16 protein-coding genes are annotated in these 14258 nt (G+C 41.9%); 1 reads left to right on the top strand and 15 read right to left on the bottom strand.

What is annotated here, in order from left to right:
* Positions 1 to 9: 9 nt before the first annotated feature.
* Genes AOLE_RS14535 through AOLE_RS14595 form a run of 13 tightly spaced genes read right to left on the bottom strand, consistent with a single transcriptional unit; the run spans position 10 to position 12113 of the window.
* Complete coding sequence (locus tag AOLE_RS14535) at positions 10 to 1650, bottom strand: thiamine pyrophosphate-binding protein (protein WP_013198645.1); 1641 nt, start codon at positions 1648 to 1650, stop codon at positions 10 to 12.
* Positions 1651 to 1689: 39 nt separating this feature from the next.
* The gene (locus AOLE_RS14540; RefSeq protein ID WP_013198646.1) at positions 1690 to 3156 is read right to left on the bottom strand and encodes an aldehyde dehydrogenase; all 1467 of its coding nucleotides are present in this window, start codon (positions 3154 to 3156) and stop codon (positions 1690 to 1692) included.
* A 13-nt stretch (positions 3157 to 3169) separates the two neighbouring features.
* Positions 3170 to 3961 (bottom strand): aspartate dehydrogenase, encoded by a 792-nt coding sequence (locus AOLE_RS14545; protein ID WP_013198647.1) that lies wholly within the window; start codon positions 3959 to 3961, stop codon positions 3170 to 3172.
* Positions 3962 to 3976: 15 nt separating this feature from the next.
* Positions 3977 to 4771: an SDR family oxidoreductase gene (locus AOLE_RS14550; protein WP_004703156.1), complete on the bottom strand. Its 795-nt coding sequence runs from the start codon at positions 4769 to 4771 to the stop codon at positions 3977 to 3979.
* A 15-nt stretch (positions 4772 to 4786) separates the two neighbouring features.
* Positions 4787 to 5611, bottom strand: a complete 825-nt coding sequence (locus AOLE_RS14555; protein WP_013198648.1) for an alpha/beta fold hydrolase — start codon at positions 5609 to 5611, stop codon at positions 4787 to 4789.
* Positions 5612 to 5647: 36 nt separating this feature from the next.
* On the bottom strand, positions 5648 to 6169 hold the full coding sequence (locus AOLE_RS14560) for a cupin domain-containing protein (RefSeq protein WP_013198649.1): 522 nt from the start codon (positions 6167 to 6169) through the stop codon (positions 5648 to 5650).
* A gap of 23 nt (positions 6170 to 6192) precedes the next feature.
* Complete coding sequence (locus tag AOLE_RS14565) at positions 6193 to 7416, bottom strand: MFS transporter (protein ID WP_013198650.1); 1224 nt, start codon at positions 7414 to 7416, stop codon at positions 6193 to 6195.
* Between the two features lie 42 nt (positions 7417 to 7458).
* The gene (locus AOLE_RS14570; protein ID WP_013198651.1) at positions 7459 to 8670 is read right to left on the bottom strand and encodes an NAD(P)/FAD-dependent oxidoreductase; all 1212 of its coding nucleotides are present in this window, start codon (positions 8668 to 8670) and stop codon (positions 7459 to 7461) included.
* A gap of 28 nt (positions 8671 to 8698) precedes the next feature.
* Positions 8699 to 9628, bottom strand: coding sequence for a VOC family protein (locus tag AOLE_RS14575; RefSeq protein ID WP_013198652.1), 930 nt, complete (start codon positions 9626 to 9628; stop codon positions 8699 to 8701).
* 11 nt (positions 9629 to 9639) lie between these two features.
* On the bottom strand, positions 9640 to 10404 hold the full coding sequence (locus AOLE_RS14580) for an SDR family oxidoreductase (RefSeq protein WP_013198653.1): 765 nt from the start codon (positions 10402 to 10404) through the stop codon (positions 9640 to 9642).
* On the bottom strand, positions 10397 to 11464 hold the full coding sequence (locus AOLE_RS14585) for an aromatic ring-hydroxylating oxygenase subunit alpha (RefSeq protein ID WP_013198654.1): 1068 nt from the start codon (positions 11462 to 11464) through the stop codon (positions 10397 to 10399). The genes AOLE_RS14580 and AOLE_RS14585 overlap by 8 nt, the downstream gene beginning before the upstream one ends.
* A gap of 16 nt (positions 11465 to 11480) precedes the next feature.
* On the bottom strand, positions 11481 to 11780 hold the full coding sequence (locus AOLE_RS14590) for a recombinase-like helix-turn-helix domain-containing protein (protein WP_005070730.1): 300 nt from the start codon (positions 11778 to 11780) through the stop codon (positions 11481 to 11483).
* A gap of 27 nt (positions 11781 to 11807) precedes the next feature.
* Complete coding sequence (locus AOLE_RS14595) at positions 11808 to 12113, bottom strand: non-heme iron oxygenase ferredoxin subunit (protein ID WP_002117586.1); 306 nt, start codon at positions 12111 to 12113, stop codon at positions 11808 to 11810.
* A 273-nt stretch (positions 12114 to 12386) separates the two neighbouring features.
* Here AOLE_RS14595 and AOLE_RS14600 point away from each other — a divergent pair, with 273 nt between their 5' ends.
* Positions 12387 to 13199, top strand: coding sequence for an IclR family transcriptional regulator (locus AOLE_RS14600; RefSeq protein ID WP_013198655.1), 813 nt, complete (start codon positions 12387 to 12389; stop codon positions 13197 to 13199).
* A gap of 47 nt (positions 13200 to 13246) precedes the next feature.
* Here AOLE_RS14600 and AOLE_RS14605 read toward each other — a convergent pair whose 3' ends face one another.
* Entirely contained in the window at positions 13247 to 13546 is a 300-nt protein-coding gene (locus AOLE_RS14605) for a hypothetical protein (RefSeq protein WP_013198656.1), read from the bottom strand.
* Between the two features lie 14 nt (positions 13547 to 13560).
* A complete protein-coding gene (pnuC, locus tag AOLE_RS14610) occupies positions 13561 to 14142 on the bottom strand; it encodes a nicotinamide riboside transporter PnuC (RefSeq protein ID WP_013198657.1) in 582 nt (193 codons plus the stop codon).
* Between the last annotated feature and the right edge of the window lie 116 nt (positions 14143 to 14258).

Below are 14258 nucleotides of genomic sequence, written 5' to 3' on the forward strand. Positions count from 1 at the left end.
CCAAACTGGTTAATACAGTTTCTTTTGCGGTGGACCCGCGAAGTTTAATGGTCCAATCGAGTTCATATCGAGCTCAATCACGGTTGGTCCTGCAAAAGCAATAGCCTCTTGAATAACCGTTTTAAACTCATCTGCGCTACCCACTTTCCAGCTCTTCACACCCATTGATTCGCCAAGGAGTTTGTAGTCAGGTGTATGCAATTCATTGAAATACTGGCGACCACCAAAGTAGTTATTTTGAATGCCACGCATTACGCCATAACCACCGTCATTCATAATCATTAAGACCATGTTGGTGTTTTCTTGCACCATAGTTGCAATTTCACCAATGCCCAGCATTAAGCCACCATCACCGACTAGACCAATCACTTTTTTGTCAGGGTTAGCAACCGAAGCACCGATTGCAGTTGCAAGGCCTAAACCAATTGCACCCGCGAGTGAGTGAATGTTTTGATTTGGTGCTTGTACAGGGAATAAACGACTGCCCCATGTGCTACCTGACATGGTGATGTCACGTACAAAAATGCCGTCTTGAGGTAAAGCTGCACGCAAGTGATCACAAATTAAAGCGTACTGATCGATTTGCTTACGCAGTGCATCAATTGCAGCCTGTTTTGCTGCCACTACAGCAGCATCGTAATTGGCATCAACTTTTGAAGTTCCTTGAAGCTGCTCTAACACACGTGTTAAGACATCTTTGGCATCACCACAAATGAAGTTTCGGATTTTGTAATTACGTTGCTGAGCCACTGGATTTGCATCAACCTGAATAATATTTTCAGGGAATTCAACCGAATAAGTTTTTGTTTCATTACTACGTAAACGTGAACCCATCACAACCATTAAGTCAGCATCTTTTAATAACTGCTCAACACCTGCTGAGTTATGGAAAGCACCTAAACTACGTGGATGATCATCTGCCAAAACACCGCGGCCGTGCGTAGACGACACTACTGGAATACCTAAATCTGCAATGGCTTTAACTTCGGCAACGCTATTTAAAGTTCCACCGCCAATCCAGAAAATCGGACGTTTTGCTTTTTTGATTTCACTGACAAGAAGATCAATTTCAGCTTGCTCTGCCTGTGGCAACTCAAGTGCTTTCACTGGACCAAGATTAAGTGGCAAATCGATTTCTGCTGCTTGTACATCAATTGGTAACTCTACACTTACTGGTCCCATTGGAACCGTGGTTGCTACACGGATTGCTTCACGTATCACACCAACTGCATTGTCTGGACTGGTAATACGGAACGCTGCTTTGCTTGATGCACGTAAGAATGTAAGTTGGTCTTTGGTTTCATGGATGAAGCTTGCATCACGGTCGAGATATTCACGCTCAACTTGACCAGTTAAATGCAATACAGGACTACCAGCATTCATTGCTTCTATCAATGAACCTACCGCATTACCTGCACCAGCGCCTGTACTGGTCAACGCTACACCTAAGCCTTTAAAGCGTGAGTGTGCATCTGCCATAGTAACCGCACCCGCTTCACCACGTGCTGCAACAAAGCGCATTTTTTCACGGCGCCCTACTGCATCGGCAATAGGTAAATTGTGGATGGAAATAACACCATAAATACTATCAACTTGGTGCGCTTCTAAAACTCTTGCGATTGCTTCGCCTACATTTACACGTTCAGTCATGTCTGTTCCTCAAAATTTGTTTTTCAGTCCTTGAATTTATTAATCGCACCAAGGGTTAGGCTGTTCATTCAGCCCCATATAAATACTCTTTTGTTGCATGTACGATAAAATGCCCAAACGGCCTTTTTCGCGCCCGATTCCACTATCTTTAAAGCCACCAAACGGCGCACTAATCGAGAATTTTTTGTAGGTATTAATCCATACCGTTCCAACCTCTAACGCACGTGCGATGCGCCAAGCTTTGCGATAGCTTTCAGTCCAGATGCCTGCGGCAAGGCCAAAACAACTGTCATTGGCTTGGGAAATTAAATCTTGCTCGTTGTCATATTTCATAACCACTAAAACAGGGCCAAAAATTTCTTCCTGACAGGTTTGAGCACTGTTATTTAAGCCCGTAATAATGGTCGGTAAGTAATAACTTCCTTTGGCATAGTCACCAGTGGTAAGCGCTTCACCACCAATCAGAACCTGACCACCTTCGCTTTTAGCAAGCTGCACATAGCGGTCAACTGACTGCAAATGTTTGTCATTGACCAGTGGCCCTAAATGCACACCAGCCTGTTCCGGATGGCCCACACGTAAGCCTTTGGTAATTTCAACCAAACGCGTTAAAAACTGATCGTAAAGACTGCTATGAATAAACAAGCGAGAACCTGCGATACACGCTTGGCCTGCTGAGCTAAAAATACCGTACGCAACACCTTTAGCAGCAAGTTCTACATCAGCATCTGGTAAAACGATGGTTGGTGACTTTCCACCTAACTCAAGCGAAGTGGTAATGAGTTTATCTGCGGCAATGTGTGCCAAATGACGACCCGTGGTTGTTCCACCTGTAAAAGAGATTTTGCGAACCAATGGATGTTGAGCAATTGCGTCACCAATCACAGAACCGCGACCAACTAACACACTGAGTAAGCCTTTTGGTAAGCCAGCTTCTTCAAAAATCTTGGCAAGCTCTAAAGCAATCAGTGAAGTTGCTTCTGCTGGTTTTAAAACCACGGCATTTCCTGCTGCCAAAGCTGGAGCAAGCTTTTGAACTTCACTCGCAATTGGAGAGTTCCAAGGGGTAATGGCTGCCACAACACCTACAGGTTCATGCACGCTCATGGTCATAAAGTCTGGAGCACGTTGAGTGGTGAGCTCATCGTTCAATGTTTCACATGCCGCAGCAACATAACGTGCAGTTGCCGCCGCGCTCATCACCAAGCCACGAGTTTCGGTTAAAGGCTTACCATTATCACGTGTTTGTAATTTCGCTAACTCATCTACACGTGCTTCAATAATGTCTGCAACTTTGTAGAGAATACGTGCGCGCTCATGCGGCAAGCTGTTTCTCCAGCTTGGTTGACGCCAAGCCTGATCTGCTTTCTCAATTGCTTCATTTACATCTTCAAGCGTTGCTGTTGAAAGCTCAGCGTTTACCGACTGATCTGCCGGAAACAGGCTTTGAATGACTGCACCACGGCCTAATCGCCATTCACCTGCAATATAAATTTCCTTTGCCATGATCAAATCCTTCTTAAATCTGTATTGCTTCTACACTGTTGCGACAAGCACGAATCACGCTAAGCGCAGCCAAAGTTGATGTTTTTGGGTTACTTGCTAACGGCACGCCCACCAGTTCAATGGTCATTTGCCCAAAGCCACCTTCTGCCACAATGGTGTGTTTATTTTTGTTGATGGTTGGATCAACAGTTAACTCAACCATGGTTTCATCCATACCAAGCCCTGCAAGTGCAATGGTTGCTGCAACGTTGGCATTGGCTGGAAATTTGGTCGCAGCTTCACGGGCAGTTCCTGTGAAAAAAACTGTAGCCTCAGCAACATGATCTAAATCGACCAATTGCTCTGCATAACTACCCTTCCAGCTTTTTGGACTCTTACAGCCTTTGTAAGTGACTTTTTGCAAACCACCTTCTTTGGCCGCAGAAATACCGTCAATGCCTGCGATAGCCCCTGCCAGTAAATGCAGATGGGCATCATTTTTTTCAGCAGTTTGCTTAAGCTGAATCAAAAACTCGTTATCAGCCAAAGTACCCACCGAAATCAGACCAATGGTCCAGCCTTTCGCTAAAACTTTTTGAGCATGCTCTTTCACGGCTGCTTGACCTGCCACCTCAATAACATAGTCAGGCTCACCATCACATTGCTCAATATCTGAAATCACCTGAATCTCGGAAGACACTTGTGACTGCACTTTTTCAATACTGCGAGATGGCACGACAATCCATTTGAGTTGCAGATCTTGAGGCAAGTGGGCATACACTTCTGCCGCCATTGCGCCAAAACCAATCATCATCAACTTTTTCATGACAGCACCTAATATTTATAAATGTTTGTTAAAACCACCCGAGACATCTATTGCTGAACCTGTGGTGTAAGATGCCAATGGTGATGCCAAGAAAACTAAAGCACGTGCAGGCTCTTCTGGGCGGCCTAAACGCTGCATTGGAATACCGCGATTTTTTGCAATATTGCCTGTCCACTCCTCCCATGACAGATTTAAATCTGAACGGGTTTCATAACGGCGTTTCCACTGCGCAGATTCGACCATACCGAGTAAAATCGAGTTCACGCGAACACCATATTGAGTAAACTCATGTGCCAAAGAATGGGTTAAGTTCAAAAGTGCAGCGCGTGCAGATGAAGTCGCAATCATGTGCGGTTCAGGTTGCAATGCCAGTAATGAGTTCACATTGGTAATAGACGCATTTGCCGACTGTTTTAAGTCGTCAAGAAAAGCTCTTACCGGATGTAAAACACTGAAATATTTCAGCTCAATTTCTTTCATCCAGTCTTCATCTTGCGTATTTTCAAAATTTGAAACACGACCTTGCCCAGCATTGTTAATGAGCATGTCCACATTGCCCAAATTGAGTTTGACGTCTTTGGCAAATTGCTGAACTTCTTCTTTTTTCAAAACATTACATGCTTTGGTAAAAATATTGGCATGTGGAAATTTTTCTAAAATATAGTGCTTAGAAGCATTTAAACGTTCTTCATCGCGACCACACCAAGCAACTTTTGCACCCTCTGCAACCAGTATTTCAACAGCAGCCAGCCCAATCCCAGATGAGCCACCGGTAACAACTGCAACTTTTCCTTCAACTTGGAAGCTCATAATCCTTAATCTCTCTTACGATTGTTCCTGAATCGTCAACATAATTTGGTTAAATGCTTGCGGTTGGTCGACATAACTTAAATGTCCTGCATCTTCTATGATGAAGCGCTGTTCCAACTGCAATTCCTGAGCAAGCTCTTGTATACCTAACGCAGGAGTGATTTGATCTTGCTGCCCTGCAATCACTGTGCATGGGACTTTTAAATGGGTTAAATAATTACGTATTTCGTCATATGCCAGTAAGTACGATGCATGTGTGAAACCCTGTAGGGTCAACTGTTGCATCACCTCTGAAACTAAGGCTAAGGCTTGTGGCTCTTGTTTATAAATCAAATGAGGTCCACGGCTTTCGGCCATGCCTTTAGCACCAAGTTCTTTCAACATTTTTGGTCTTTTTTCAAAAACCTGAATTTGTGTTTGTTCATCGTGGCGCTGGTAACCTTGCGCTAAGTTAGCGACAACCAAGTGTTCCACTCGCTCTGGGTAAAGTGCAGCGAATGCACTCGCCTGTAAGGCACCTAATGAGTGTCCAACCACAATTGCTTTTTCAATTTTTAAAACATCGAACAATTCAACCAAACGCTTTGCATAATCAGTAGCATCGGGTTGATCAGTTAAAAGTTCATCTGATTTGCCATAGCCCGGCGCGTCCCAGGCAATGACATGAAAATGATGAGACAACACTTCAAGTTGGTTCACCCATGAAGCAGAACCTGAACTAATGCCGTGCAGCAGCACAAGGTACTCGCCCTGACCGGCTTCCCGATAGGCTTGCTGCTGGCCTTGAACAGTGACGGTTTTCACCGGAAATTCTGCTAACTTTTCAATGAGTGTCATCATTTTCAATTCTTTCCTTTTATTCACTTCATCAAACAATTAACGTTTGATTTGAGACAATGGATGCTCTGGTGGATAGTTCGGAATGGTTGGTTTACCTGTTCCTAACATCACACACATCAAGGCATCTTCTTGACCTGGGTTAAACAAACCACGGTAAATACCCGGTGGAATTGAAATCAGGTCACGCTCTTTTAAACGAGTCTCAAATTTTTCGCCGTTGTGCTCAATGAACAAATCAATTTCGCCGCGAAGCATAAAGAACACTTCTTCAACATCGTGATGAATGTGCAAAGGACCTTCACACTGTGGTGGCAGAACCATGGTTGAAAACGTGAAGTTTTCTGCTGGAACGGTGTTACCGTCATTTGCAACACCTGTTGCACCGGTACCCATGTAACGCATTTGTGCACGGCGATATTTCGGGTCGTAATCAGCTTGGAACTTCAAAGCCTCAAAGTCATATTTACGTGTCTCAAAGCGAGCAATACGCGTGTTTAACCAATCTTCTAAAGAAGCATTTTCTGGTTGTGCCCACGATTCGAATTGTTGTGTAGTCATTTTTTAAACTCCTATACAGTGAATTAATAACGTTTTAAAAGAGGAACTAAGAACAACGATCCAATGACAGCGACTGCAGCCAAGAAGGTAATTCCTAAATTAAAACTATGTGTTTGCATCACGATGTAACCGATAAGAACAGGCGCAATTGCACTTGCAAAATTACCTAAACCGTTAAATATTCCACCCGCAGTCGCCCCTACATTTGAGGTCGTCACTCTTGCAAGCAGAGCAAATACCGCCGCTACTCCAAAGCCCCACGCCATAGCACTTAAAGACATGGCAGCAATAATCAATAGTGGCTCAGTCATAATGACCATCACATACATGAAGATGCCCGCGAGTAATAAACCGCTAAATACTTGAATTGCACGGCGGCCTAACTTGTCAGATAAAAACGCACCGATAATTTCGCCAATTAACATGGCAATGAACGGAAAGCTTGAATACATCCCAAACTCTTTGAGATTGAATCCTTTGTCTTGCATTAAGTAAGAAGGAACCCAGCTGTTTAAGCCCCACAAATACGTCATCAACGCAATGTTAAAGAGACACACCAACCAGAATGCGCTGTTGCTGAGCAGCAATTTAGTGTTAGCAATGTGGCCTTTGAAATTGGTACGTTTACTCTCACCATCAATTTCGACAGTTTTCTTGAGCTGCAAGTTACGTAAACCAAAAACAATGCTGAAAATGGCAATGACTGTTAAACCAGCCATCACAAAAAACGTGGTGTGCCAGTCATGGTGCGCTAAAACATTTGCAGTAATCGGGAACCCAAGGAATGCACCAATCGGTGTTCCAAGTAAGAACATGGTAGAAGCACGTGCTTGCTGATGGTCTGTGTAAGTCTGTTTAACAATGGTGTATGCCAAGGCAAATAAGGGACCTTCTGCTAAACCGAGCAGTACACGTAAAATCAACATGCCTGAATAACTGGTGGTGAAGCCCATGCAAAACATGAGTAAACCCCAAGAGGTCACGCTCCAGAACAGCATTTTCTTGGGGTTAAAAATGTCACCCAAAAAGCTTAGAAAGACTGATGAAAAACCATAAGCAAGCAAGAAACTTGTCATGAGCCATCCAAGCTTGGCCTTATCTTCAGCAATTCCCATTGCACTTTGAAAATGAGGATCTGAAAATAAAACCGCAATACTAATCTTGTCGAAAAATGCCAGTACCACACACACCATAAGGACAAAAGCAGGTACCCAATGCTTCAATCCACTTTTTTCTTCATTACTCATGTGTCATTCCTTCGATTTGGTAATGAGAACCAGATTTAATGTTTACGGTTTTAACTTCATGACATTAAATTCAGCATCTGCTAATAGTTTTGGATCTAAAACGGTGTTGGCTTGCATCCAACGTTTTGCCAGTTTGACTAGCTTCGAGTCATTAATGGCAATCATGTTGAGCAAACGATTTTCATGGTCCAGATATAAATAGCTCACCTGATCTTCACCGCCTTGGCGAATGACCACTTCCTTTGTTTTTTCAGGCTGATAAGTACCTAAAATCTGGATGTTAAAGTGATATTGATCAGACCAAAGCCATGGAATATCGCTATATTCAGTTTCAATTCCGAGCATTGATTTCGCTGCGGCAATCGCCTGATTTTGCGCATTCGCCCAAGACTGAATGCAATAACCCAAGCCCGGATGAATCGCAACATCACCTGCGGCATAAATGTTTTGATCTGAAGTTTGCCCAAAACAATTCACCACAATGCCATCTTTCACATCGAGACCAGCGTGTACACCTAACTCTTTGGCAATATCAGCGCCCGCACCTACCACAACACAGTCAAATAACTGACTATTTTGTGGGTGATTCACCACTTCAACTTTCTGATTAGGCGCTTCAACCAAATGAAGGCTCTTGCTGTCTAAATGAATTTGTGTACCTTGGGCTTCATGTATATTTTTTAAAAATGCAGACACTTCCAGACTCACACTTCTTGCACATAAACGGTCGCCATATTCAAAAATATGAACATCTTTACCTTGCTTACGTGCAGTTGCTGCAATTTCTAAACCAATCCAGCCACCGCCAATCACAGCGACATTTTTTGCATTCTTTAAAATTTCAGCCAAACGTTCACAGTCTTGCACATTGCGTAAGGTCACAACATTTGGAATGAACTGCCATGTATTGACCGGTACACGTGCACGGCTTCCGGTTGCAATCAACAATTTGTCATACGGCAAAACTTGGCCACTTTCTAAATGAACCTGTTTTTGCTCACGGTCGACTTTTGTCGCAATTTCCGGTTTATGCCATTGAACCTTGAACTCTTGAACCTGCTCAGGAGAGAACAGATTTAAACTTTCATAAGTTGCTTCTTTTGAAAGTACTTGCTTAGACAGTGGTGGACGCTCATAAAACACTTGATCTTCATTTGAAACCACGTGAATTTCGCCCACATAACCATTTTGACGTAAGGTACTTACTGCCCAACCCGCTGCCTGTCCGGCACCTACAATTACGATCTTTTCCATAGCCATCTTCCTTGTAAAGCCAAACCTGTTAAACAGGCTTCACCTGACGGCGGGTTGTGTCATCAAGACCACCTTCAATCGCCCATTCGGTGAAAAGCTCTAGACGATGTTCTTCTACACGTGGCTGCCATTCTTCTGTCAAATAGTCATCGTTAGTGTAGTACTCAAATGCACCACCCAATGGTGAGTTGACGTACCAGAAATAAGCAGAAGAAATTGGGTGACGTCCAGGTCCAATAAAAGTTGACCATTCCGAACGATTCATATTTAAACCGCCCCCAATCACCTCATGGATATCACGTACTACAAACGCAACGTGATTTAAGCCAGCAGGTTTATTTGGAACACTGAGCAAGAATAAATCATGGTGATAACCTTTACCGCGACAACGTAAGAATGCACCGCGATTTTTATAGGCATCCGATAAATGAAAGCCTACTTTTTCAATATAGAAATTTTCAGTTTTTGCCAAATCTGGTGTAAAGAACACCACGTGTCCAATCGCAACAGGTTGACCTTTTTCATAGACAGGACTTGCTGCATTCACACGTTGAATGTTGCCGTATTGGTTAATTCCTTCCGTTTTAAGTTCTTGAACATCTTTCACAAAACTTTGTTCAAAACGGATAGTCATACCATTTGGGTCAAGACACTGAACCGTATTTTCAGAACGTTTAAAACCTTCTACATCAGCCAAACGAGCTGCCAAGTCTTCAAGGTCTTGAGCACTATCAACACCCCAAGTGACTTCACGTAAAGTTGAACCTTGCTCAATAGCAACTGGCAAACGGTCATCATCACAATTAAATAGATAAATCTTGCTGCCATTTTGGGTTTGGTATAAATCTGTGCCTTCAATATCGGAAGCACTTTGACTTAAACCAAAATCTGCCAAAAACTTGTTTGAAGCGGCTCTATCTTCAACTCCAAACTTTAAAATCTCGATCCCTGTAATCATTTGACTACTCCTTAGTTAAAGACAAAACCGCCATTGACCGGAATATTTTGACCTGTCACAAAAGAGGACAAATCCGACAGTAGATACAATGCTGTTCCATTTAAATCTTGTGGAAGTTGCTGACGTTGAATCGCTCTTCCGTTGACATATAAATCGTGACGTTCTTGAGGCACATACTCGGTTGCTTCAACCAAAGTTAACCCCGGAGACAATGTGTTGACACAGATATTAGACTGCCCCAACTCTCTTGCCATTGAACGTGTCATGGCAACAATTGCACCTTTGCTTGCAACATAAGCCATTAGGTTCGGTGCACCCCATAAAGCAGTATCTGATGCAACATTAATAATTTTGCCAGCAACAGATTGCTTTAAATGGGGAACGCATGCCTTACTAATCAGCCATGTGCCTTTCACATTAATATTCATGACCCGATCCCAAAGTTCAGGATCGTAATCAATCATATTTTTTCCACCAACATTGGTTGCAAGTGCCGCACAGTTCACAAGGCCATCTAGTCCTTGTAATACTTCCACGCTTTTTGCAACCGCATTTTCAATAGAGTCTGCATTGGCAAGGTCAACGGTGACAGCATGAACGTTTAGCCCTTGTTTCTGTAAAGCTTGTGCTTCTTGTTGCACCAAATCAGACAAAATATCTGCCATCACAACTTCAGCACCGGCCTCGGCAATGGCTTGAGCAAAATCTCGGCCTAAACCACGCGCAGCACCAGTCACTAAAACTTTTTTGCCTTGCAACAACGCTACATTAGCCATGAGCTTCTTCCTGCATCTCGATACGGTTTGATGCATTTAGCGCAGCAATTTTCTTTAATTGCTTTTCAGCTTCTTTTTTCATTAAACGGCGTAAACGTGCAAGACCAACATCGTGTTGATAGAGGAACTCTTTTTCACGCGCATTTGGTGCAAGGTTTTCTAAAATAATTCGGTCTTGTTCCAATACATCCCAGTGCAACTGTTCTAAATGATTGCGATATAAGAAGCGCCATACATTACGTTGCCAGCCACTTACCTTACGACAGCGCCAGAAAAATACGCGAGTATTATTGGCATCAATTGGCGTTGCATAACCCACAATCCAGAATTCGCCACCTGGGCCAAATTGCTTACGGTATGGAATTGAAAGTCGTAACCAACTCGCACCTGTTGAACCATATTCAACCCAGTCGAAGTTCACACCTAATTGACCTTCTTTTTCAAAAACAAAGCCATTATCGGTCGTACGGTGTTTCATCTCTGCGGTACGATCACCATCTGCCATCGAGTGCGATGTTGCATGTAAATAACTACCATGCATTGGATCCATCACGTTATCAATTGCATACTGATGGTTTACTTTCCAGTCTGCTTGGCAAAGGAATGCACTCCACTCTTCGCTTGCAAGTTGCTCTGGAAACTCAAGCGGCGCTGGTTGTTCATTTGCATCGATACCAAACCAGATGAAGATTGCGCCATGTTGCTCAATTACTGGGTAGTTCTTTAAACATTTAGTTCCAGTCATTGGACATTCATGAACCGCTGGCACATCAGCAACTACACCATCAGCACGAACTTCAACACCGTGATACCAGCAAGCCACTCGGTCGCCTAAGTTCCAACCAAGGGAAAGACGAGCACCGCGGTGTGGACAGCGATCTTCAAGTGCATGAACCTGACCTTCGGCATCACGCCAAACCACAATATTTTCGCCTAAACGGGTAATACCGACTGGATTAGCAGCGACTTCCCAACTTGCTAAAACCGGATGCCATTGGTCACGTAAACCAAGTTCTAAATATTCTTCAGCGCTTTGTGAAGTTGATACGATTGCGTTCATTTTATTCTTCCCTGAATCAATAACCTAAACGTTGCATTTCTTCTGTAAAGCTTGCAGAAGTCCATTCATCACCAGATTCACAGCGGAAACCCTGTTGATTAAGTGCAGAAACAACGTCATCTAACTCTGTTGCGCCCGCAGAAAATGCCTGAATCAAGTTCTTTACAAAATCTTGTTCATAGAGCGTTGGTTCTTTATAACGTGTTTGCCAAACCAACAATTCAGATTGACCAGGAATTTGAATATTGTTGATACCTGCTTCGGTTGCCGGCGTTGCATGAATCCAGCTTGCCAACTTTTCATTAAATGTCTTCATTGTTCTGCTTCCTTGTACATGTGAGGACTAGAGTTGAATTTGAATATCCTGTCCTTCAACACGAACTGGGTAAGTACATAGGTTTCTACACCCGGGTCCACTTTTTAGCTCACCTGTTTGAATGTCAAAAATTGCTTCATGCAATGGACATTCAACAGTTTGATCTTCGATAAATCCTTCGGTTAATAAGGCATACGCATGAGGGCAAACATTTTCGATAGCAAAGTAATTTTCGTCGACGAAAAATACGCCTATTTTTTTCCCTTCAATTTCGATGGCTTTCGGCTCATCTTCGCTAACGTCACCCTGCTGACAAACTGAGATCCAACTCATACCTTGCGTCCTCATTTTGTTTTATATACAAAACATAATTTGATTTTCAAAACACAGGCTAAGCATAATACCCTTGATCATTTTTTGTCAAAGTAAAAATAAATATAAAATTCATTTACTTAATTAATTTTAAATATTTTGTTACGTTTCAAACAAGAAACAAAGTTTTGAATATAAAAATTGTTTTATGCATTTTTAACAATTACAATAGTTATAAAATAAAGCAGCATGCCCCAAATTGAATCATGTTTTATTTATAGGAAAATGACACGAATGAGCATAGCAATTGAAGAAGATTCGCAAGAATCAGAAACAACAAAAAATGATGATCGTTATTTAGTACCCGGACTTGTACGGGGTTTAGCTATTTTGCAAGCATTTAACCAACAAGCGCAAGAAATGACCATTACAGAAATTGCTGAAATTTTAGAAGTGAACCGTTCTAGTGCATTTCGTCTGATCTATACACTCGAATCTTGTGGCTATTTAAGAAAAGCATCTCAAAAAACGTATGCTCTCGATTCCAAAGTCATGGAGCTTGGGTTTAACAGTTTATCTAAACTTTCATTACTCGATTTATCGACCCCATTAATGAAAGAACTACGTGACCAAACCAAACTTGCGGTACACCTTTCAATTTTAGAAGGCACTCATATTGTCTTTGTAAATAACATTCAGTCGATGGGAACCTTCACGAGCAACATTAGCTTAGGGACTCGCTGGCCTGCTCATGCAACCGTCATTGGTCAAATGTTATTGTCTGATTTACCTGAAACTGAAGTACGTCAGCGTTACCGTAACTTTGATGATTGGGATAGTTTTTCTGAACTGACTCCAACCAATTTAAAAACCCTATTACAAAGATTAGTCTATGTAAAAACCCAAAAAACCATGGTGAGCTGGGGTCATTACAATCATGATATGGCAGCCTGTGCTGCGCCTATTTTTAAACAATCAAACGGTAAAATGGTCGCTGTTATCTCTGTGAGTTGCCCAATTACTACTTACGATGAAAAAACATTTAAAGAAGATATCGCAAGCCTCGTTGTTGAAACAGCAAATAAAATTTCCAAATTTATTTATTAAAAAAAAAGCGACGTTAAGTCGCTTTTTTTGTGATTTTATTTCTTAAATTAAAAATTACGCTTAGATACTTTCCCATTCATATCTTGAAAAATCAGTGCCGAAACGCTTTCTTTAATATCAAATTTTAAATACTGCTGTTTAAATTGAACAACCGCATAAAACTCTTCAGCACCGTCATCTAAGCCAGTGGCAGAAATCTGGCTGCCTTGTGGAAAATCCTTAAGCCATGCAGCATTATAAAAATCTGAGACTGAATTAAATTCACAATACTCTTTTGGCTCGGCCATTATTTTTGCGGCAATTTGATCAAACTGTTGCTGTTTATAACCATCTAAGCTCAACAACATGACCATTCTCCAAATTAAACCGGCTCAGAAGATAAATTCTGTTTCTTTTTAACCTTTTCCCATTGATACCAGCCATAAGCGGCCATCAAAACAAATGCTGCATATAAAGCAGCTGTTAAAAATAAATCTTTATAGATAAACATGCCCACATAAATAATATCGACAAATACCCAAAGTACCCAAGTCGCAATATGCTTTCGGCTGGTCCAATACGTTGCAAGTAAACTAAATGCTGCTAGCTGTGAGTCAAGCATCGGTACTGCTGCATCAGTAAAGTTTTTAAGAACTAGACCAAACAGTAAGCCACCTACCGCAGCAATAATCATTTGGATGATAGCGGTTTGAACAGCAATAGGTTCAATTCGAATGTCGTGATCTTGCTGCTTTCCTTTGAACCAATAGTAAAAGCCATAAAAATTTACGATCATAAAAAAGAACTGCAAAATTGTTTCGCCATATAATTTAAATTCGTAAAACAAATAGGCATATAAAACAAAGGCAAAGAAATTAAACAGCCAACACCACATATTACGGATGACGGTTAATCCAACTCCAATGAGACTAATTAAGACCGCAAAGATTTCTAGAGGTGACATAAGCTGCTTATTGAGATCAATTTGACGAGGTATTATGGGAAAAATATGAAGCTAAGCAAACTACTAATTTAAAGTAATCAAAAAAACCATGTCTCATGCTTGAATCTAATTTGTAC

The organism is Acinetobacter oleivorans DR1 (genome assembly GCF_000196795.1).
Classification (GTDB): Bacteria; Pseudomonadota; Gammaproteobacteria; order Pseudomonadales; family Moraxellaceae; genus Acinetobacter; species Acinetobacter oleivorans.

Bases quoted from the DNA above. Each gene is read 5' to 3' on its own strand.
- AOLE_RS14535 (WP_013198645.1), bottom strand. From the start codon at position 1,650: ATGACTGAACGTGTAAATGTAGGCGAAGCAATCGCAAGAGTTTTAGAA.
- AOLE_RS14540 (WP_013198646.1), bottom strand. From the start codon at position 3,156: ATGGCAAAGGAAATTTATATTGCAGGTGAATGGCGATTAGGCCGTGGT.
- AOLE_RS14545 (WP_013198647.1), bottom strand. From the start codon at position 3,961: ATGAAAAAGTTGATGATGATTGGTTTTGGCGCAATGGCGGCAGAAGTG.
- AOLE_RS14550 (WP_004703156.1), bottom strand. From the start codon at position 4,771: ATGAGCTTCCAAGTTGAAGGAAAAGTTGCAGTTGTTACCGGTGGCTCA.
- AOLE_RS14555 (WP_013198648.1), bottom strand. From the start codon at position 5,611: ATGATGACACTCATTGAAAAGTTAGCAGAATTTCCGGTGAAAACCGTC.
- AOLE_RS14560 (WP_013198649.1), bottom strand. From the start codon at position 6,169: ATGACTACACAACAATTCGAATCGTGGGCACAACCAGAAAATGCTTCT.
- AOLE_RS14565 (WP_013198650.1), bottom strand. From the start codon at position 7,416: ATGAGTAATGAAGAAAAAAGTGGATTGAAGCATTGGGTACCTGCTTTT.
- AOLE_RS14570 (WP_013198651.1), bottom strand. From the start codon at position 8,670: ATGGAAAAGATCGTAATTGTAGGTGCCGGACAGGCAGCGGGTTGGGCA.
- AOLE_RS14575 (WP_013198652.1), bottom strand. From the start codon at position 9,628: ATGATTACAGGGATCGAGATTTTAAAGTTTGGAGTTGAAGATAGAGCC.
- AOLE_RS14580 (WP_013198653.1), bottom strand. From the start codon at position 10,404: ATGGCTAATGTAGCGTTGTTGCAAGGCAAAAAAGTTTTAGTGACTGGT.
- AOLE_RS14585 (WP_013198654.1), bottom strand. From the start codon at position 11,464: ATGAACGCAATCGTATCAACTTCACAAAGCGCTGAAGAATATTTAGAA.
- AOLE_RS14590 (WP_005070730.1), bottom strand. From the start codon at position 11,780: ATGAAGACATTTAATGAAAAGTTGGCAAGCTGGATTCATGCAACGCCG.
- AOLE_RS14595 (WP_002117586.1), bottom strand. From the start codon at position 12,113: ATGAGTTGGATCTCAGTTTGTCAGCAGGGTGACGTTAGCGAAGATGAG.
- AOLE_RS14600 (WP_013198655.1), top strand. From the start codon at position 12,387: ATGAGCATAGCAATTGAAGAAGATTCGCAAGAATCAGAAACAACAAAA.
- AOLE_RS14605 (WP_013198656.1), bottom strand. From the start codon at position 13,546: ATGTTGTTGAGCTTAGATGGTTATAAACAGCAACAGTTTGATCAAATT.
- pnuC (WP_013198657.1), bottom strand. From the start codon at position 14,142: ATGTCACCTCTAGAAATCTTTGCGGTCTTAATTAGTCTCATTGGAGTT.